The organism is Mucilaginibacter straminoryzae (assembly GCF_022953055.1).
Classification (GTDB): domain Bacteria; phylum Bacteroidota; class Bacteroidia; order Sphingobacteriales; family Sphingobacteriaceae; genus Mucilaginibacter; species Mucilaginibacter straminoryzae.
Genome location: NZ_JALJEJ010000002.1, coordinates 597,208 through 617,179, shown reverse-complemented (window position 1 = coordinate 617,179; position 19,972 = coordinate 597,208). Strand labels below are relative to the sequence as shown.

At 46.2% G+C, this 19,972-nt stretch carries 13 protein-coding genes; 1 reads left to right on the top strand and 12 read right to left on the bottom strand.

From position 1 onward, the window contains the following. Positions 1-26: 26 nt before the first annotated feature. The 11 genes from MUY27_RS06160 to MUY27_RS06110 all read right to left on the bottom strand — a co-directional run bounded on the left by MUY27_RS06160 (position 27) and on the right by MUY27_RS06110 (position 17,798). Positions 27-1,013: a long-chain-fatty-acid--protein ligase gene (locus MUY27_RS06160; protein WP_245129114.1), complete on the bottom strand. Its 987-nt coding sequence runs from the start codon at positions 1,011-1,013 to the stop codon at positions 27-29. Positions 1,014-1,038: 25 nt separating this feature from the next. After that, entirely contained in the window at positions 1,039-1,389 is a 351-nt protein-coding gene (locus tag MUY27_RS06155) for a hypothetical protein (RefSeq protein ID WP_245129113.1), read from the bottom strand. 1 nt (position 1,390) lies between these two features. Then, on the bottom strand, positions 1,391-3,826 hold the full coding sequence (locus MUY27_RS06150) for a penicillin acylase family protein (RefSeq protein WP_245129112.1): 2,436 nt from the start codon (positions 3,824-3,826) through the stop codon (positions 1,391-1,393). Between the two features lie 91 nt (positions 3,827-3,917). After that, entirely contained in the window at positions 3,918-4,118 is a 201-nt protein-coding gene (locus MUY27_RS06145; RefSeq protein ID WP_245129111.1) for a hypothetical protein, read from the bottom strand. Positions 4,119-4,120: 2 nt separating this feature from the next. Then, positions 4,121-6,361, bottom strand: coding sequence for a 1,4-alpha-glucan branching protein GlgB (gene glgB, locus MUY27_RS06140; protein ID WP_262918281.1), 2,241 nt, complete (start codon positions 6,359-6,361; stop codon positions 4,121-4,123). 226 nt (positions 6,362-6,587) lie between these two features. Next, the gene (locus MUY27_RS06135; RefSeq protein WP_245129110.1) at positions 6,588-9,044 is read right to left on the bottom strand and encodes a glycoside hydrolase family 31 protein; all 2,457 of its coding nucleotides are present in this window, start codon (positions 9,042-9,044) and stop codon (positions 6,588-6,590) included. A 99-nt stretch (positions 9,045-9,143) separates the two neighbouring features. Further along, positions 9,144-10,526 (bottom strand): MFS transporter, encoded by a 1,383-nt coding sequence (locus tag MUY27_RS06130; RefSeq protein ID WP_245129109.1) that lies wholly within the window; start codon positions 10,524-10,526, stop codon positions 9,144-9,146. Between the two features lie 609 nt (positions 10,527-11,135). Continuing rightward, positions 11,136-12,926: an alpha-amylase family glycosyl hydrolase gene (locus MUY27_RS06125; RefSeq protein ID WP_245129108.1), complete on the bottom strand. Its 1,791-nt coding sequence runs from the start codon at positions 12,924-12,926 to the stop codon at positions 11,136-11,138. Positions 12,927-12,955: 29 nt separating this feature from the next. Next, positions 12,956-15,268 (bottom strand): glycoside hydrolase family 65 protein, encoded by a 2,313-nt coding sequence (locus MUY27_RS06120; protein ID WP_245129107.1) that lies wholly within the window; start codon positions 15,266-15,268, stop codon positions 12,956-12,958. Between the two features lie 21 nt (positions 15,269-15,289). Next, entirely contained in the window at positions 15,290-15,940 is a 651-nt protein-coding gene (pgmB, locus tag MUY27_RS06115; protein WP_245129105.1) for a beta-phosphoglucomutase, read from the bottom strand. Between the two features lies 1 nt (position 15,941). Next, positions 15,942-17,798 (bottom strand): glycoside hydrolase family 13 protein, encoded by a 1,857-nt coding sequence (locus tag MUY27_RS06110; protein WP_245129104.1) that lies wholly within the window; start codon positions 17,796-17,798, stop codon positions 15,942-15,944. A 456-nt stretch (positions 17,799-18,254) separates the two neighbouring features. Between MUY27_RS06110 and MUY27_RS06105 the strand changes: the two genes are divergently transcribed. Continuing rightward, complete coding sequence (locus MUY27_RS06105; protein WP_245129103.1) at positions 18,255-19,115, top strand: N-acetylglucosamine kinase; 861 nt, start codon at positions 18,255-18,257, stop codon at positions 19,113-19,115. Positions 19,116-19,183: 68 nt separating this feature from the next. Here the strand turns inward: MUY27_RS06105 and MUY27_RS06100 are convergent, their stop codons facing one another. After that, entirely contained in the window at positions 19,184-19,879 is a 696-nt protein-coding gene (locus MUY27_RS06100; RefSeq protein ID WP_245129102.1) for an NUDIX hydrolase, read from the bottom strand. Positions 19,880-19,972 lie beyond the last annotated feature (93 nt).

Genomic DNA, 19,972 nt, shown 5'->3' with positions numbered 1-19,972 from the left:
AAAGTATACATTTTTTTTAGCTGTAATCAAGCAATCAATAAATTACAACCGCGGATGTCTGCATTATCAAACCGGCCAAGCACTTCAAAAGAACCATCAGGATGAACCTTCCCTAAATCCTGCGTGGCAATGAAAGCGCATGAATTGATATTGGCCAGATCAATGATATTCACCCCGCCGGTTTTACCTGCCGGCAGTATTTGTAAGGGATCGTTGGTGTCACGCGTGATGATCTTCATCCACGGAGGACAGTTAAAAACACCATCGCCTTTAGAATAGGCTTGCGATAATAGTTCCGTCATGCCGTATTCAGAATGGATAGTTTTCACGCCGAAGCCTTTGGTCAGTATCGCATGCAGTTCTTCGCGGATCATCTCTTTCCGGCGGCCTTTCATGCCACCAGTTTCCATCACAATCAGTTCCGGGAAATCCACCTGATATTGCTCCACAAAATCCAGCAAAGCAAAGGTGACGCCCAGCAAAAGGGTAGGCTGTTTATTTTGCTTTTGTTTAAGCAACTGCTCATGCAATTCCTGGTGGTTGTACAGGTAAAAGCCGCTATCCGGGTGGCCCGACTCGCGGATGAAATCTTCTGCCATGTAAATAAGCGAAGACCCTTCCCGTTCCAGGTAGGCGGGGAGTAATGCCAATAAACAATAATTGCTGACATCACCGTAGAAATAGTTGAATCCTCGTCTGAAACTTTCGCAGTACCAGTTAACGTCTGTTACGTAATGGCTACTAGTGATCATGCCGGTAGTACCGGAACTGGTAAAAACTACTTCTGCACTTTGACGACTACTGACCACCTGATGCGCCTTAAAGAACTCGACGGGCAGGAAGGGAATTTGCGACAAGTGGGTCACGTCGGCTGGGTTTATTCCTAAGCCATTGATAAAAGTTTTATAAACGGTGTTGTATTCAGCCTGAAAATGGAAGACCTGCAACGCAATCGTTTCAAACTCGCGCCGGTTGCTGATAGAAAATACCTGTTCCTGATCTGGCTTTTGCACGTTGCAAAGATAAAACAAGTGATTGTTAATCCTTTGTTTTTGTATCAGCAAATGCTTTCTTTACCAATAACCCGGATAGTGCAGACATGCCTCCTACCAGGCCGCCTATCAAACAGGTGATCAGCAGCACGAGGCTCCAATGTGGCAGGCCAATCATTTTAGCTACGCGGTCGGCGAGAATATGGTCATTCGGTACGCTTTTAAACAGGGCCAGTACCAGCCATACTAAAGCGATAGCAAAAAAGCCAGACCAGAATGCTTGCCTGCCTGTTTTGCCTGTGAGGAGGGCAGCTACAAAAGCGATGATGCAACCTACCCACCAGGTAAACACAAATCCACTTGCAAGGGCTAAAACCAGTATAATCAGAAACAGCATGTTATTTGGTTTTTAAGGTGAGGGTTGATTTAATACGTGAAGAACTTTCGTTAGCCGACTGCAGGAACAACAGTTCATTCAACTGGCCTTTACGCCATGTATTGAACATATTATCATAGAAATAACTACCGGGATTGCCGGATTCGCCGCCCGGGAATACTCCGTAGCCTTTTACTTTCGGGCCTAATTGTACCACCATGCGCCAGGACGGCCCGTGCCCGCCTATCAGTGCATTGACCGTAGTACTAGTTCCTCCCGCCTTGTATTTGCCAACACCCATGCCGGGTATGTTTGCCAGATGGTTCAGGTAAGTTTCTTTCACGTTACCCCATTCCCATTCTGTTCCCGGTTTTCCATATTTTTTATGTAGCTGGCTGACTGTTTTTGCAAAGGATTGGCTGAGCAAATCTGCGCAGGTTTCTACCACCGGCGTCTCCAGGTTATCAAACCATTTCGACTGCGGCTCTTGCAGCATCAGCTGAACGGTTCGGTCGCGGCTGGGCAGTTTCAGGTTATCTTCGGGTTTGCCAAAGTTGTCCTGCCAGATCATGTCGTAAAAGTTCTTCCACCAAGTATCAAATATGCTGGCCCCGACGGAATTTTCGTCGTACCGAAGGTCCCATTTTTCTAATAGTTTCACCGCTTCCAACTGATTCTCGTCGAGCTTCGTGATGTCGATATTTTTTAGCATTTCAGCCATCACATCGTGCGCGAAGATGCTGTAGTTATCGGTTTGAAGGTTGCGCATACTATCCACTGTTGCCTTTTGCATGGCCGCCAGCCGGGTATTGATCCGGTGTGCCCGCTCATAAGGTGCAAACTGCCAGTTGAGGTAATAGGGATAAGTTGGATCTGTAGAGGATTGGTTAGCTGAACTGAGGTACCCCCGCGCTGGGTTTTTAACGGTCGGGTTCTGATCGTTCGGGATCCAGCCGTGCCAGTCGTCTCCCGGATCGGCCCCGTTCAGGATAAATTTACCCTGGTCGCGATACTTCAGCGGATATTTGCCGTTAGGCGTAAGCGCGATGTCTTTATCTGCGGCCGCGAAAATAAAGTTCTGCGCAGGGCAACTGTAATAAGTCAGCGCCTGGCGGTAATCGCCATAGTTCTTTCCGCGATTGAGCAGGTAAAAGGTCTTCAACTCGTCAGATTCGTCGTGCGCCAGCCAGCGCAACGCATGGGCAACCGGAACCGGCTTGTTTTTGCCAGACGGTTTTTTTTCAGGTTCTTCAAAAGTTACCGGACCATGATGGGTATAGAAAACGGTATCTATTACCGCTGCCTGCCCGCGCACATTTATCCGTTCCAAACGTGGTTTAACTTTATTCCACTGGTTGTTGTACCAGTACTCCTGGTGGGTATTGTCTTTGAATTTGATCTGGTACCAATCGTACACATCGGCGTCAACATTGGTAACGCCCCAACTGATCCGCTCATTATAACCGATGATAATACACGGCGCACCGGGAATGGACACACCGTAAGTATTCACGCCCGGGGCAGACAGTTGAATCTGGTACCAGATGGAAGGATAGGTGAGGTTCAAATGCGGGTCATTCGCCAGTATAGGATAACCGCTTGCGGTTTTGCTTCCGGCGATCACCCAGTTGTTGCTGCCAATACCCTCGGGTTTATTATTTGCTGGTAATCCCGACTGGCTAGCCAAAAAACTTGCCGATGGCTGCGGCGTTTTCAGCGGTGTGAAATTCCATTTGGTACCCGCGGGGATAATCGGGTCTTCGCGGAAAGGATAGTCGGGGAATAGATCGCGTGTTACCGCCGGGCCAAACTTGTTCAGCACATTGGTCATCTGAACGGCATCTGTTCTGCCTGCCAGCGTTTCTGCCATCAGTTTAAGCAGGTAGATACAATTGATCGGCTTGAATTCCTCGGGGGCGTAATCTAGTAGTTTAAACTCAATTGGGTAATCGCGCGGGGTAAGGCGGTGGATGTAACTGTTCACTCCTTGGCTGTATGCTTCCATCGCCAGCTTTACCTGCGGATCGCGCATGGCAGCACGTAAAGAGTTTTCTGCACCATAAACCATCCCTGTACGGCGATGAAAACGGTCTATTTCTAAAGCTTTCGGCCCCACAATTTCTGAAAGCCGCCCGGCTGCTTGCCTGGTTTGGATATCCATTTGCCACAAACGGTCGCGTGCGGTAACGAAGCCCTGGGCCAGGTAAAGGTCGTGATCATTTTGGGCGAAAATATGCGGGATCATATTCTCATCAAACCGGATGATTACAGGTTTTTGCAAACCTTCTATATTCAGGTTTTCTTCTTTCAGGATGTGCTTGCTTTCGGCATTCTGCCAGAACCCGTTACAAGGGTTTAAAAACTTGCCGATAGGGGGAAGGCTGCCAAATTTGTGTTGCAAAGCCCATATCAGCGCGAGCGTAAAAACAATAGAGAGTAAGGCCTTAATTGCTTTCATTAAGCGATATTCGTATAAATAAACGGATTGATCAGGAATATGAGCTAACTAAGCTAATCAACTTATATCACTAAATCAACCCGTGCAGCAATTACATTAATTCCCTGTCTTTTCTTTCGTGGTAGCTTTTGTAACTCAGGTAAAGCATAGCGATAGCCAATATCGCATCTATGATTACTCCGGTGTAAGAACTATTGGGATATTGCCTGGTAAGGCCAAGCACTACCGAAATCGACAAAAGAATACCTGCGATTAAATAAAGATAATAGAAGTTGAAAATTCTCTTTTTCATGATCAGCCCATCTTTTTAAACACCGTTGCTGCCAATGGCGGAAGATCAATCACGATAGAGTTCTCGCGGCCATGCCAGCTGTTCTTTTCAGATTGTACAGGTGCGCCGTTTAATACGCCGCTTCCCCAATATTCGTGTTTGTCAGAGTTAAAGATCTCTTGCCAGGTTCCGGCGGCAGGTACGCCGACGCGGTAACCACGTTGTACAGCAGGGGTCATGTTCAGGGCGATCACCAGGTCGTTCTCCCTGTCATGTCCTTTACGGCCATAGATCATGATCGACTGGTTGGCGTTGCTGGCGTCGATCCATTCGAAACCATCACCGTCAAACTGTTTCTCAAACAGGGCAGGCTCTGACTTATATAACTGGTTTAGCGCTTTCACGGTTTCTTTAACGCCATTATGGCTGTCGTACTGTAGCAGCCACCAATCCAGCGAATGCTGGAAGTTCCATTCGCCGCTTTGCGCAAATTCAGAACCCATAAACATCAGTTTGGTGCCTGGGTGGGTAAACATATAAGCATAAACCAAGCGCAGGTTAGCGAAGCGCTGCCAATCGTCGCCCGGCATTTTGCCTAGCATAGATCCTTTGCCATACACCACTTCATCGTGTGAGAAAGGCAGCATAAAGTTTTCGGTGAAGGCATAGATCAGGCTGAAGGAGATTTGGTTCTGATGATATTTTCTGTAAATTGGGTCTTTGCTGAAGTATTTAATGGTGTCGTGCATCCAGCCCATCATCCATTTCATACCAAAACCTAACCCGCCGCTATAAACCGGCCGACTTACACCAGAGAAAGAGGTAGATTCTTCGGCAATGGTTTGCGTATCCGGGAAGTGTTTGTAAATCGCCTGGTTAAATTCTTTCAGGAAGGATATCGCTTCCAGGTTCTCGTTGCCGCCATAGATATTCTGTTCCCATTCGCCGTGATTGCGCGAATAATCCAGGTATAGCATCGAAGCTACAGCGTCAACCCTAATCCCGTCTGCATGGTATCTGTCCAGCCAGAACAAGGCATTACTGATCAGAAAAGCGCGAACTTCGTTGCGGCCGTAGTTAAAGATGTAGGATTTCCAATCGGGATGGAAGCCTTTGCGTACGTCTTCATGCTCATATAAATGCGTGCCATCGAAACGGTAAAGCGCGTGAATATCGCCCGGAAAGTGCGAAGGAACCCAGTCTAAAATAACGCCGATGCCCGCCTGGTGCAACTGCTCTATTAGGTACATCAGATCCTGCGGTGTGCCATAGCGCGAAGATGCCGCAAAATAACCAACCACCTGGTAACCCCAGCTTGGGTAGTAAGGGTGTTCCATTATCGGCATAAACTCCACGTGCGTATAGCCCATATCCTTTACGTAAGGCACCAGTTGATCTGCCACCTGGCGGTAGTTTAAAAACTCGTCCGGCGATTCCTTGCTGCGTGCCCATGAGCCAATGTGGACTTCATAAACAGAATAGGGTTTATCAAGCGCGTTATGCTGGTAACGTTTGCTCATCCACTCCTGGTCTTTCCACTCGTAATAAGTATGCGTAACAATAGAAGCGGTGCTTGGAGGAACTTCCCAGCGTAATGCGAAAGGGTCGCTTTTTTCCAGATCCTCGCCGGTATTTGAATTGATAAAATATTTGTAAACCTCGCCATCGCCCACATGCGGAATAAATCCTTCCCAAATGCCAGAGCTATCCCAGCGTTGGTATAATGCATTTGCACCTTTGCTCCAGTAATTAAAATTACCGATCACCGAAACATACTTGGCATTGGGCGCCCAAACGGCAAAGTAAGTACCGATGACGCCTTTGTGTTCTATCACGTGCGAGCCGAACTTTTCGTACAGTTTATAGTGCTTGCCCGATTTAAACAGCATAATATCAAAATCGGTAAAACGGCTATAAGGTTCAACGGCTTTAAGTTGTTCGGTGGCGGTTGCGGGCGGTGGCAACGCTTCTACACCGGCAGGCTTTTTAGCAGTACGTTTTGCAGGGGCTTTAGGCACATCCGCAACAGGTGCAGTTTGTTCTGTAGCCGCTACTTTTTTCGGGCTTCTTTTTGTGGTTGGTTTTGCACCATCGCCGGGAACTGGTGTACTTATTTTACCTGCTTCCAGTGGTTCACTCGTGGTCTTTTTACGTCCCGGGCGTGGTGTTTTTATCGGTTCTGTTGCCTGCAAAGCAGCAGCGTTATCTGTTGTTGGTTCGGTTGATGGTTTTTCAGTCGATTTTTTACTGGTCTGTTTTGCCATAGTAGATGTGGTTACCGCAAGTCTTAAATTGGTTGAAGTTGCAGATTTTTAATAAGCAAGGTAGCGGCGATATGCCTGTTTAACATGGCATGCCGCAGCTTGTTTGCAATAAACAATGATAATAAAATTAATAGCAGATTTTCAATGCCTTTATCGCAATCAATAATGCAAAAGCGGAAGGGCTTTAAATAAAGAAGCCCCGTTTTTTCGGGGCTAATTGGTCTTGTTATTTGATAATATCGATATGCTTGAAGTTCTTACTGAATTTGAAGCTTAGTGTCTTATCTTCATTTAAGATGAGTTCTTTCACTTCTTTGCCGTCGATAATTACTTTTGATGCTTTAAACGGCAAGCCGATAATATTGAAATGGTAATTCTCGTAACGGGGGGTATACAAGCCTTCCATACTTTGCTGAATGGTCAGGATAGAATCTTTACCCGCTACAATGAACTTCTTTTCTAAATAAATATCCTGTTCGTAGGCAAAAGTCTCGCCGTAGTCTTCAAAAAAGAAAGAGTTTACTTCATGCTCAGTGAAATAAACGTTCAGTTTTACTTCCTCTATCTCTTTTTCGCCTACGTACTGCATTACCGGGTATTCTGGTATTACAGCACCCGCTTTTATAAACAGCGGAATGGTCTCCAGCGGAGTAGGTACTACCACTTCCTGGCCACCTTCAGACTGCTCATTGGTCCAGTAGTTAAACCATGTCCCTGTTGGCAGGTAAACCCTGCGGTTTAACTGGCCGGGTTCTAAAACCGGACATACCAGGATCTTATCGCCATAGGTAAACTCATCCTGACGGGCCTGGTTGTTAATTTCATTTTGTTCCTGCATTACTACGGGGCGCAGAATCGGGAATCCATAGCGGTGATGCTCCCAAAACGTAGAGTATAGGTATGGCATCAAACGGTAACGCAGCTCTATAAACTTCCGGTTGATGGCCGTGAACGGCTCGCCGAAGCTCCATGGTTCACGCTCCTTGGTATCACCGGCAGAGTGCGCCCGCATAAACGGAGAGAAGGTGCCCAGCTGGATCCAGCGGGTAAACAACTCGCCATCAGGTTCGCCGCTGAAACCACCAATATCTGTACCGCAGAATGGTACGCCTGACATAGACAAACGCTGACATTGAATATTGCCTAAACGCAGGTGTTCCCACGACGCGACGTTATCCCCAGTCCAAACCGAAGCGTAGCGCTGTAAGCCGGAATAGCCTGCACGGGTAATGGTAAACGGACGCTTATTCTTCATTAATTTGCGCAGGCCTTCGTAGGTGGCGCGCACCATTTGCATTCCATATACGTTGTGCGCTTTGCGGTGCGAACCACGGAAACCATCGTATTGGTGGCGAACATCATCCGGGAAGGTTCCGGCGCCAAAAACAGCAGGTTCGTTCATGTCGTTCCAAACACCGGCAACGCCTAACTGTACCAGTTCATCAAACAGGCCACCCCACCATTCGCGGACTTCGGGGTTGGTAAAATCGGGGAACTGGCAACGGCCCGGCCATACGTGACCTTCCATAAAATAATCGTCGCAGCGGCGGCAGAAGTAACGTTTCTCTTTGCCTTCTTTAAACACCCAGTAATTGTCATCTACGCGGATACCCGGGTCGATGATCACCACGGTTTTAAAGCCATCTGCAGCCAGATCTTTCACCAATTTTTTGGGATCAGGGAAGTATTTGCGGTTCCAGGTGAAGCAACGGTAGCCATCCATATAGTCGATATCCAGGTAGATACCGTCGCATGGGATTTTACGGTCGCGGAACCCCTTTGTAACTGCCCGTACTTTCGCCTCGGGATAATAGCTCCAACGGCATTGGTGATAACCCAACGCCCAAAGTGGTGGCATTGGGTGGGTGCCGGTTAAGCTATGGTAACGCTTTACCACGTCCATCATATGCGGGCCGTGGATGTAATAGTATTGCAGTTCGCCGCCATCGGCCCAGAAACTGGTACGGGTGCGGTCTTCGCTGCCAAAATCAAACGTCGATTTAAACGTGTTATCGAAGAAGATACCGTGTGCGATACCCTCGTTCAAGCTGATGTAGAACGGGATGGTGCGGTACAGCGGATCCTGGTTCCAGTTGAACGAGTACGCGTCGGTATTCCAATTTTTAAACCGGCGACCGCGTAGGTTCAGGTCGGAAGCCTTATCGCCTAAGCCATAAAACGCTTCTTCTGAATGGCAACTTTTGGTACAGAATACATAGTACCCACCAAACTGCACGTTCTCTTCCCAGTGCATCGGTACGGCATCTTCGTTGGTAACGTGGTTCTGCGTGTCAGAAAAAGAAACAAAAAAGTCTTTTTTACGGATGTGGCAGTTTACCGTATTGGTAGAAACGCGGTATTCGTTTTCACTTTCGTGCAGGGAAAATACGTATGGTTTTGGCTGTAGTTTGGGTACAGCGTAAGAGAATTCCTCCAGAAAAACACCGTGAGGAGCGAGGCGTACACGGATAATTTCATCGGTAACGACGGTTACTTCTACACGTGCCTCTCCATCTGTAAAGTAAAATTTATTTCCTTTTTGTTCAACGCTGGCAACGCTGCCCAAATATTTTTTGACTATAGGTTTTAACCCCGTAACGGGGTTATTTACGTGGTGAAACTCTTCCTCTTCTTCAATAAGCTTATTCGCTAATAACTCGGGGTTAAGTAAGTTTTCGTCCATTAAATTAAAGTGTTACTGATAAAAAACGACCCTTCCAATCTTTTGAACCAGCAATATACCATAATTGTTCCGGAATTATGAGATGATTTTTCAACGTTATCAGCTACTTAACGCCCGCTTAACGTTAATATCTTTGTTATCCTGCACAAACAAAACCGATAGCGCAGCGCAAAGCATAAAAATCCCGGCAATGATCAGCGCGTAGATGGCATGACCTCCATAGACGTGCTTTACAATTGGTCCGCCGATGATGCCATTAATAATTTGCGGCAGGGTAATGAAGAAATTGAAGATGCCCATGTATACCCCCATTTTCTTTGCCGGTATAGAGCTGGACAAAATAGCGTAAGGCATTGCCAGGATACTGCCCCAGGCCAATCCGATACCAACCATTGGCGCGACAAGCCATGCCGGATCCTGGATGAAGAAAATAGAGATTAAGCTGATGCCGCCCATTGTAAGTGAAAATGCGTGGGCCATTTTACGGCTGGTTGTCCTGGCGATGGCAGGCAGCAAGAGTGCATACAACGCAGATACACCATTATAAATGCCAAACAAACCGCTTACCCAGTTGCCAGCTTCGCTGTAACGGGCCGATGAGGTATCATTAAGCGGTACGTGATAAATATGGTCTGCAATAGCAGGGGTGGTAAATACCCACATGGTAAACAGCGCAAACCACGAGAAGAATTGCACTAAGCCCAATTGTTTCATGGTTTTAGGCATGCGGCGAAGGTCGGTGATGATTTCGGTCAGCCCGCTTTGGTGTTTGTGGTGGCCGTCGTCTTCACCTTCATGGAATTTGGCGTATTCTTCCGGGGCGTATTCTTTGGTGGTGAAAATAGTCCACAGGATGGTTAACAGCAGAATAGTACCGCCGACATAGAAAGAATATTTCACGTTAGCCTCTACCTGCCCGGCGGGTGCCGTTGCGCCGAAATGGAACCAGTTGGCAAATGCGTAAGGCAGCCAGGAGCCAATTACCGCGCCAATACCGATCAGGAAGGTTTGGACGGAAAAACCGGTGCTACGCTGGCTATCGGGCAGGTTATCCGCTACCAGCGCCCGGAAGGGTTCCATCGCTACGTTGAAAGAAGCATCCATAATCATAAGCATACCTGCACCGACCATGATAGGCGGGGCGATAGCTGCAATAGCACCTGAATTAGGCATCAGGAACAGTGCGAGAGCAGATAATATTGCCCCGGTTAAGAAATAGGGTCGACGGCGGCCGAGCCGATTCCAGGTACGGTCGCTGTAATGGCCGATAATCGGTTGAACGATCATGCCGGTGAGTGGGGCAGCTAGCCAGAACCACGAGAGGTGCTCTACATCGGCACCAAACTTTTGCAGGATACGGGAAGCATTACCATTTTGCAAGGCAAAGCCGAATTGTATACCCAGGAACCCGAAACTCATGTTCCAGATCTGCCAGAAGCTTAGCCTGGGTTTTTCCACCGCTGCCTTGCCGGTTTTTTCCATTACTTGACTCATATGTTGGTTTATAATTGGTCTGTGTTTGTCATTGGCCGGTTGTCATTGGTCAATAGTCATTACTCTATTGCGATGAGATTGCTTCGTCTCCCGATAGCAATCGCGATTCTCTCAATGGCTTTTTTTCTTCTCGCTTAATCGTTTCGCAATAGCATCTTCCTGTTTGTCATTCCGAACAAAGAGAGGAATCTTCTACAGTCGTTCCTCACTTATTTAGAAGATCTCTCTCCGCCAAATGCCGGATCGAGATGACATTTTTATAGTTCACAGCACTCGTCGCACACGAGCCCACAAGGGTTTTATATACCTTTTTTTGTCATTCCGAACAAAGAGAGGAATCTTCTACAGTTGTTCCTCAATTGTTTAAGAAGATCTCTCTCCGTCAAATGCCGGATCGAGATGACATTTTTATAGTTCACAGCACTCGTCGCACACGAGCCCACAAGGGTTTTATATACCTTTTTTGTCATTCCAAACAAGGAGAGGAATCTTCTACAGTCGTTCCTCAATTGTTTAAGAAGATCTCTCTCTCCGCCAAATGCCGGATCGAGATGACAGCATATTATTTTTTAATGACCAATGCCTAATGACCAACCCCTAAAACTTCAGCAACACCCCGTTCGAAGCAGGTAGCGTAATATCAAGCCCATCATTTATATTCGCCGTGCTGTACGTTTCGTCGTTTAAAAGGTTGGTAAAGTTTACTCCTCCAGATACCTGCAATTGCTGCAATAGGTCAGCCGGTAACTTCACCTTTAAGTGTTGTGCCTGCCGATTGAAGTTAACTGCCACCAGCACGCGTTCTTTGGTCGTATACCTTGCGTATAAATAAACTTTGGTGTTGAAACCTTCGCTATGCTCGTTAGCTATCATGAGCTCATAAAACTTCCCAGAGTTTAATGCTTCGTGGTTTTTAACCACATTCAGCAATTTACTGTAAAAATTTCTTAATTGCTGCTGATCTTCTGATAATTGGCCGCCGTCGAATTGTCCATTATTAACCCATTTCTGATGCTCTGGCACGCCCCAGTAATCGAAAATAGTCGTACGCCCGTCCTCGCTGCTAAAGCCCTCAGTGTCATCAGCCGGTTCACCAACTTCCTGCCCGAAATAAACCATTACGGGGCCATTATGCAGGGTTGCCGTAACGATCATTCCCGGGATAGCTAGTTTAGGATCACCTGCAAAGTCTTTCGAGGCTATACGCTGCTCATCGTGGTTTTCCATAAAGCGCAGCATATGTTCATCCATGTTTTTGCAATCATGGTTCCACACCCGGTTAATGTCCCAGGTGGTGGCGTGGTCTTCATTCCGCACCAAGCGTTTAATGCCGTCGTAAAGACCTACCTTATCGTACAAGTAATCAAATTTTCCGTTAAAAATATAGTCGTGGTATTTGCCTACATCGTAAGCTTCGCCAATGAAAACCAGATCCGGTTGCTCGGCTTTGAGCTTGGTGATCACCCAGTTCCAGAATTCTACCGGCACCATTTCTACCATATCGCAGCGGAAGCCATCTACCCCCTTGGCCGACCAGAAATGTAAAATCTCATACATCTTTTGCCAGGTAGGCGGGATGGGGTCGAAATGCTTGGCACGGCCATTCATATAATCTACGCCGTAGTTCAGCTTAATGGTTTCAAACCAATCGTTAATAGAAGGTGTCGCTGTAAACGCATCATTGCCTGTTGCTTTCGCAGGGTTCTCATCAAATTTGCCATCTTTCAACAGACTATGAAAATCATCACCTCCCGGATTGTAACCAGCCGGAACAGTCAGCTGCTGACCGGGTATATAATAAAAATCGTTCGCTGGACTGAAGGCTAAGCTTTTGTCGTCATCCTGACCAAAATCCCTTACGCCTACCGGTTTAACATCTGAGTGATAAGTGCGCGCCACGTGATTGGGCACCAGGTCCATCAAAACCTTTAACCCATGGGCATGGGTGCGTTTTATCAAAGCTTCATATTCTGCCATCCGGTTCTTCACATCAACGGCAAGATCCGGGTCTACATCGTAATAGTCTTTGATCGCGTAGGGTGAACCCGCGCGACCTTTCACCACATCCGGATCATCGGGCTGAATGCCGTAGGCAGAATAATCCGTCATGGTAGCATGTTCAATAACGCCGGTGTACCATACGTGGGTAAAGCCCATTTTCTTCAGCTCATCAAGCGCACGGTCGTTAATATCATTAAACTTGCCTACGCCGTTTTCTTCTATAGATCCGTAAAACTTATTAGCAGTTTTTGTATTGCCGAACAAACGGGGCAGCAACTGGTATATGATGAGTTTATGATTTGCAGAAGATTCCATTTTTGTAATCGTTTTTTTGTGGCTACCCTTTTGTGCCGCCACCTGTAAAACAGGCAGTAATATAGCCAACATTAAAACAACTTTAATTCGCATGGTTTAAACTATTTCACATCAAAAGTTACTGTATCGTTTCCTTTGATCAATCCCTCCTGATCATAAACCACAACAGAAACTTCAGTGCTTGTCTGGTTACTGATCTGCACGCCTGCTTTGCTCACTTTAATATTTAGCAGCGCGCCGCGGAAACCTACGTGGAAAGAGAATGATTGCCACTTAGCCGGCAAGAAAGGATTGAACCAAAGTTTGTTATCGCGAACACGCATGCCACCGAAGCCTTCTACTACAGACATCCAGGTACCAGCCATGGAGGTGATATGGCAGCCGTCTTCAGTGTCATTGTTATAATCATCCAAATCCAGCCGCGAGGTGCGCAAATAAAATTCGTAAGCACGCGCTTCGTCGCCAAGTTTAGCCGCAAGGATTGCATGTACACAAGGTGATAAAGACGACTCGTGCACAGTGCGCGGCTCATAAAAGTCGAAGTTGCGACGGATGGTATCTATATCGTAATTGTCTTCAAAGAAATAGATACCCTGCAATACGTCTGCCTGTTTAATGAAGCAGGAGCGAAGGATACGGTCCCAACTCCACTTTTGATTAATCGGCCGGTCGCTGGCTGGCAGATCTTTCACCAGGATCTGTTCTTTATCCAGGTATCCGTCCTGCTGCAGGAAGATCTGCCGTTTCTCGTCATACGGGTAGTACATCTTTTCAATGATCTCCCTGAACTTTTGCGATTCTTCCTGTTCGCGATAGTTTACTTTCTCTGCCAGCTCTTGAAAACGCTGCGGATGAGTGCTTTTAATATATTCGGCTACGGTTAAAGCATAGTCCATACACCAGGTAGCCATAGTGCTGGTGTACCAGTTGTTGTTGATATTATTCTCATACTCGTTTGGCCCGGTAACCCCCAGCATTACGTACTGTTGCCGGTCTTCAGACCAGTTGACACGCTGCGACCAGAAACGGGCAATAGCAATCAGCACTTCCCATCCAAATTCGGCCAAGAAATCGTGATCACCGGTGTAGCGCACATAATTGAAAATCGCAAAAGCGATAGCCCCGTTACGGTGAATCTCTTCGAAAGTGATTTCCCACTCGTTGTGGCATTCGGTGCCGTCCATGGTGACCATCGGGTACAGCGCAGCACCATCTTTAAAGCCGAGTAGTTTGGCGTTTTCAATGGCCTTATCCAACTGTTTGTAACGGTAGTAGAGCAGGTTGCGGGTTACCTTTTGCGGCGCGGTTGCCAGGTAAAACGGAACGCAATAGGCTTCGGTATCCCAATAGGTAGAACCGCCGTATTTTTCGCCGGTAAAACCCTTCGGGCCGATGTTTAAACGGGCATCCTCACCGGTATAAGTTTGGTTCAACTGGAATATATTGAAACGGATACCCTGCTGTGCAGAAGCGTCGCCCTCGATGATGATGTCATTGTGTTTCCACTTTTCGGCCCAGGCGGCTGCCTGCTCTTGCAACATCTGGTCGAAGCCTTTATCGAATACCCGTTGAATGGTTGCCTTAGCTATCTGGGGCAGATCTTTAGCCTCGTGGTTTTGCGAAGATACGTTGGCCGCGTACTTGTAGATGTTTAGCGGAGTGTTAGCGATGAGCTTTACGTTAAACTTTTGTGCAATATACTTTTCCTTTTCAACCGGTTTTAATTCAGGGTTGAGGGTTTTACCGTCCTGACTAACGGCGATCATCATGCCTGTAGCCACCTCGAAGCCGGTCTTTTTAGTTCTCAATTGTACATAGCCGCCATTCTCCCACGCTTGCTTGCTAATCTCGTCCCAGAATTTTTCGTCGTAGTTGGCATCTTTATTCATTACATCGCCGTCGATGTAGGGGGTGATGGTGGCTTCGCCGTCAAAATTTAACGGGGTAATGGTATACCTAATGGCGCCCGTTTCATCGTCGGCCATACTGCAAAAGCGGATCGCTTCTACGGATACCTGTTTTCCGGACGGTAAGGTAGCGGTGAAAGTACGTTTCAGATAGCCTTCCTGCATATTCAGTTCCCTGTAAAAGCTATCGACTTTGCATTTCGCCAGATCCAGTTGTTCGCCGTCAATAGCTATATCAATTCCTACCCAGTTAGCCGCGTTCAAAACTTTGGCGAAATATTCGGGATAGCCGTTCTTCCACCAGCCTACTCGGGTTTTATCCGGATAATACACGCCCGCTACGTAATTGCCCTGTAAGGTATCGCCGGAATAAGCCTCCTCAAAATTAGCGCGACCGCCCATACGGCCGTTTCCCAGGCTGAAAATGCTTTCTGATATTTTATTTAAATGCGGATCAAAACCTTCCTCGATAATCTTCCATTCATCAATCTTGATGTAATCTTTCATTGTTCAAATCTTAGGTATCTGCTATAAATTATTAAGTCGTTCCAGGGTCATTTCGTTCAGCCCGGCGATCACCAGGTCGGCTTCGGTCAGTATTTCCGGCGAGCCAATTCCAACCGCCTTCATTCCACCATTCTTTGCTGCTTCTACGCCGGCAATCGCATCTTCAAAAACTACGCAATCGGCAGGAGTAACGCCCAGTTCTTCAGCACCCTTTAAAAATACTTCCGGGTCTGGCTTTGGTTTGCTTACTTTATTTCCGTCTACCACGGCATCAAATAAATTGGCAATGCCTACTTTGTTGAGAATAGTCCCGGAATTTTTACTGGCCGAACCCAGCGCGGTTTTTAAACCTGTAGCGCGGCAAGCTTCCAGGAATTCTCTGGCCCCGGGTAAGATTTCGGCAGGCGTCATCTGGTTAATCAGCTCCACATACCAGTTATTCTTACGGGTGGCCAGTTCTTCCTGTTCTTCAGGTGTTTTGGTAATGCCGCCCCAGCCAAGGATCAGTTCGAGCGAACGTACGCGGCTTACGCCTTTCAATTGTTCGTTTTGGTGTTCGGTAAAATCAAAACCAAGTTCGTTGGCTAATCTTTTCCATGAGCGGTAGTGGTATACGGCTGTGTCTACAATAACGCCGTCCAGATCAAAAATGCAGGCTTTAATAGTTGCCATTTTATTTAGCGGGTATAAGTTCGAGTATCAGTGTTGTTTTTGCAGGCACTAACAGTTTTTTAATGTCAATCGTTTGGGTACTAAAAATGTCTTTAGCCTGGTTCGAATTATTAATACGTTCAGCATAGTAATCCGTAGCAAGGGTTTGCTCTTTATCGCGGCTGTTGTAAACTACCATTACGGTTTTCTGCTGATCATACCTGAAATATACATAAACCCCATCGCGCGGTATAAACTGCATCAGTTTTCCGGTTTGCAAAGCGGGTGTATTTTTACGATAATTCGCTAATGTACGTAAGTAATTAAAAGCTTCATTTTCTTTTTTGCTTCGTCCGTCTGCGGTAAACTTGTTGTCCTTATCGCCAGGCCAGCCCCCGGGGAAATCCTCACGCACCAGACCATCCGGATTAGAAAAGTTTTTCATCAGAATTTCATCGCCGTAATACATCTGCGGAATACCTCTGAGCGTGAGCAGCAACGCCAAACCGGATTTGTACTTGGCCATGTCTTCATTCACCATGGAATAAAAACGGCTCATGTCATGATTATCCAGGAAGATGACATTTTTGGTGGGATCTTTATATAAAAAGTCCTGGGCCAATACAGCATATATACGGTTCACACCATCTGTCCATCCTTCTTTGCCGTTGAGTGCTTCGTAGATCGCATCTTTTACTACGGCATCAGTCACTCCGGGCAGGTGGGTATCGAGGCCGCGGTTAACCACGTTCCCTCCTAAAAAGAAGGCCTGATTAGCTGCCGACCAAACCAGGGTTTCGCCATAGATGGAAAGCTTTGGGAATTCGCGTTGAACGTCTTGTGCCCACTTAGCCATATAATCCGGGTCGTTATAAGGATAGGTATCCAGCCGGAAGCCGTCTATACCGGCATATTCCACCCACCAGATATGGTTTTGAGTGAGGTAGTTCTGTACGTAAGGGTTATTCTCGTTCAGGTCGGCCATGCGTTTATCAAACCAGCCGTCGAGCATAATTTTCCGATCCTTTGCGGACGCGTGAGGGTCCATCACCACCATATCCCTGAAATTGGAGTTGGTATATTTAGGCCATTGGTGTACCCAGCTTTTCATGGGCATATCCCGGATAAGGTATGATTCTGTCCCGATATGGTTATGCACCAGGTCTTTGATTACTTTCAACCCTAAACGATGACACGCTTCCACATATTGTTTGTACAGTTCGTTGGTGCCATAACGCGGATCGATCTTGTAATAATCCGTAACGGCGTACCCATGGTAAGAAGCCGCCGGTTCATCGTTTTCTATCTCGGGCGTCATCCAGACGGCTGTTACGCCCAGGTCTTTTAAATAGGAGAGGTGGTTCATTAAACCCTTAATGTCACCGCCGTGGCGGCTAAACATCGAGTCTCGATGGATGCCCCGTTCACGCATGCCTGCTACATCGTCATTTGACGGATCGCCGTTTGAAAAGCGGTCAGGCATCAGCAGATAAATAAAGTCTTTACTGGTTACACCCTGCGCCCGGTTGGCCGCGTGGCTTCGTTCTTTTAACGAATAATTATAGACTAGGTCTTTTTCTCCTGGCTGGATAAACTTTATCGGGAACGTTCCCGGTCTGGCTGAAGAAAAAATCTGCAGGTCGAGGAATAAATAATTCGGGTTTTCAACTTTATGGACAGCGGTAAGTTTTACGCCTGGGTAGACCAGTTGTACGCTTTTGGCAGCGATGTTACGGCCGTGTACAATCAGTTGCAGCTTAGGGTTGCTCATGCCTGTCCACCAGAACATCGGTTCGACGCGCTCCAGCGCCGGTACCTGGGCTTTCGTTTCTAATCCACAAACGATACAGCCTATGGCGATCAGTAGAAATTTTCTCATTTAAAAACAATGAAATAGGAAGCTATTAATTGGTTAATGATGGCCACTGCCATGCCTCAAAGTTAAAAGAAAATGTAATGATGCGAAATGTTTACAAAATGATTGGCTGCAACATGCAGAAAATACCCTTTGATGATATAAAATGTGAATCATATCAGGAAAAATCACTAATTTTCGAACCAGAAAAACTTTTTGTGTTTGAGAGAGGTTATCATCTGATTGCAAAGACTTTCATTGCCAGCTTAATACCAGAGAGGAAATTCACAACTATTAGTTCTTGCTATTTTACACTAACTGCATTTGATAACTATCTTAAAATGTGTTTTTAAGCATGTGATAAGGTGTTATTATCTGCCTGATAAACAAGCGCTTATTAGCTAAATTATTAAAAATATTTCAAAGTGTTTTTTTTACAATTAGTAAATCATACTTTTAACCCGTACTAAAAAATAGAAAATGATACTCATCGCTGACGGTGGCTCTACTAAAACAAACTGGTGCTTAGTAACTGAAGAAGGAAAAAAAGTATATTTCAATACCGAAGGTTATAACCCTTACTTTGCGAGTACAGAATATATTCTGAATTCTTTAAACGAAAATCTACCTACCGACCTGGAAAGGGAAAAAATTACAGAAGTTAATTATTACGGTGCTGGTTGCAGCGTACCTGAAAAGAATAAAATTGTAGAGAACGCTATGAAAGCGGTGTTTACAAAAGCTAAAGTAAGCATCGGGCACGATTTGCTTGCCGCTGCACGTGCTTTGCTGGGTAACAACGAAGGCTTCGCCGCTATTTTAGGTACAGGTACCAATACCTGTATTTATGATGGAAAGAAAATTCTTCATAACATAGACTCGGGCGCTTACATCCTGGGCGACGAAGGAAGCGGTTGCTACATCGGTAAAAAACTGCTGGTAGATTACCTGCGCGGTTATATGCCAGAGGCAGTACGTAAAAACTTCTGGGATACTTTCCAGCTTACGCCAGATGAGGTTAACGACCGTGTGTATTCGCAACCTTTGGCTAACCGTTTTTGCGCCAGCTTCAGCAAATTTGTTTACGATAACAACGTACATATCGAGTATTCACGCAACCTGGTTTATACATCTTTCAAAGATTTCTTTACCAACCTGGTAACACACTATCCAAACTATCAAAACTACACTTTCAACTGTATTGGTTCTGTAGGTTATAATTTCCGTAACGTGCTTGAAGAAGTGGTAACAGAGCATGGTATGGTAGTAGGTAACATCATCCGTTCACCTATAGATAACCTGGTGAAATATCACCTGGAATTAGCTCCTTCCCAACTGTAAGTTACAGTTGTTAAACATAAAAACGGCCGCAATTGCGGCCGTTTTCGTTTGGATTTAAAATTAGTTAACTATAATTCTCCGGTAAGGTCGTTCTGAAAGATCTTGGCATACTTGCGTTTGTCAAACTTGTACAGTTTGGCCGCCCGGTAAGATACACCTTTCTGCTTCTCGTCTAGCTCTTTTAAGAAGCCGTAGCTCAGCATTTTCTTTCTAAAATTACGCTTATCCAGTTTCTTGTTCAGTATGGCCTCATAGAGTGTTTGCAGCTGCGTAAGGGTAAACTTCTCTGGCAGCAGCTCAAAGGCAATAGGCTGATAGTTTAATCTTCTTTTGATTTTGTTAAAGCCCGTCTTAAAGATCTCGGTATGGTCAAAGGCCAGCTTTGGCAGATCATTCACGGGGTGCCAAAAGGCTTTGCGCGCATAGTGCGTTACCGGACGAAGTTCTTTTTGCCCGTTTATCCGGATCAGGGCATAATAGGCCACAGTAATCACACGCCCTTGCGGGTGCCTGTTCACTTCACCAAAGGTGTGGAACTGCTCCATATGCAGGTCGCGCAGGCCCGTCAATTCATACAGGATCCGTTCGGCTGCTTCATCGATACTTTCGTCTTGTTCAACGATATATCCGGGCAGCGCATACCAATCCTTAAAAGGTTCAACGTTCCTTTCAATAAGTAAAATCTTCAATTCGCCGGCCTCGAAACCAAAGATAACGCAGTCGATAGAGAAGACGGAGTCGAATTTAGGTAATATAACGTCCAAGCTTTTAAAGTTTAGAAGGTTTGCAATATAGCCGTAATTTTGAAATGAAAAAATATAAATTAAAATAACATCGTGTTAAATATACACCTATCT

What these genes read in the sequence shown, in the direction of transcription:
- MUY27_RS06155 (WP_245129113.1), bottom strand. Translation starts at nt 1,389, where the DNA reads ATGCTGTTTCTGATTATACTGGTTTTAGCCCTTGCAAGTGGATTTGTG.
- MUY27_RS06150 (WP_245129112.1), bottom strand. Translation starts at nt 3,826, where the DNA reads ATGAAAGCAATTAAGGCCTTACTCTCTATTGTTTTTACGCTCGCGCTG.
- MUY27_RS06145 (WP_245129111.1), bottom strand. Translation starts at nt 4,118, where the DNA reads ATGAAAAAGAGAATTTTCAACTTCTATTATCTTTATTTAATCGCAGGT.
- glgB (WP_262918281.1), bottom strand. Translation starts at nt 6,361, where the DNA reads ATGGCAAAACAGACCAGTAAAAAATCGACTGAAAAACCATCAACCGAA.
- MUY27_RS06135 (WP_245129110.1), bottom strand. Translation starts at nt 9,044, where the DNA reads ATGGACGAAAACTTACTTAACCCCGAGTTATTAGCGAATAAGCTTATT.
- MUY27_RS06130 (WP_245129109.1), bottom strand. Translation starts at nt 10,526, where the DNA reads ATGGAAAAAACCGGCAAGGCAGCGGTGGAAAAACCCAGGCTAAGCTTC.
- MUY27_RS06125 (WP_245129108.1), bottom strand. Translation starts at nt 12,926, where the DNA reads ATGTTGGCTATATTACTGCCTGTTTTACAGGTGGCGGCACAAAAGGGT.
- MUY27_RS06120 (WP_245129107.1), bottom strand. Translation starts at nt 15,268, where the DNA reads ATGAAAGATTACATCAAGATTGATGAATGGAAGATTATCGAGGAAGGT.
- pgmB (WP_245129105.1), bottom strand. Translation starts at nt 15,940, where the DNA reads ATGGCAACTATTAAAGCCTGCATTTTTGATCTGGACGGCGTTATTGTA.
- MUY27_RS06110 (WP_245129104.1), bottom strand. Translation starts at nt 17,798, where the DNA reads ATGAGAAAATTTCTACTGATCGCCATAGGCTGTATCGTTTGTGGATTA.
- MUY27_RS06105 (WP_245129103.1), top strand. Translation starts at nt 18,255, where the DNA reads ATGATACTCATCGCTGACGGTGGCTCTACTAAAACAAACTGGTGCTTA.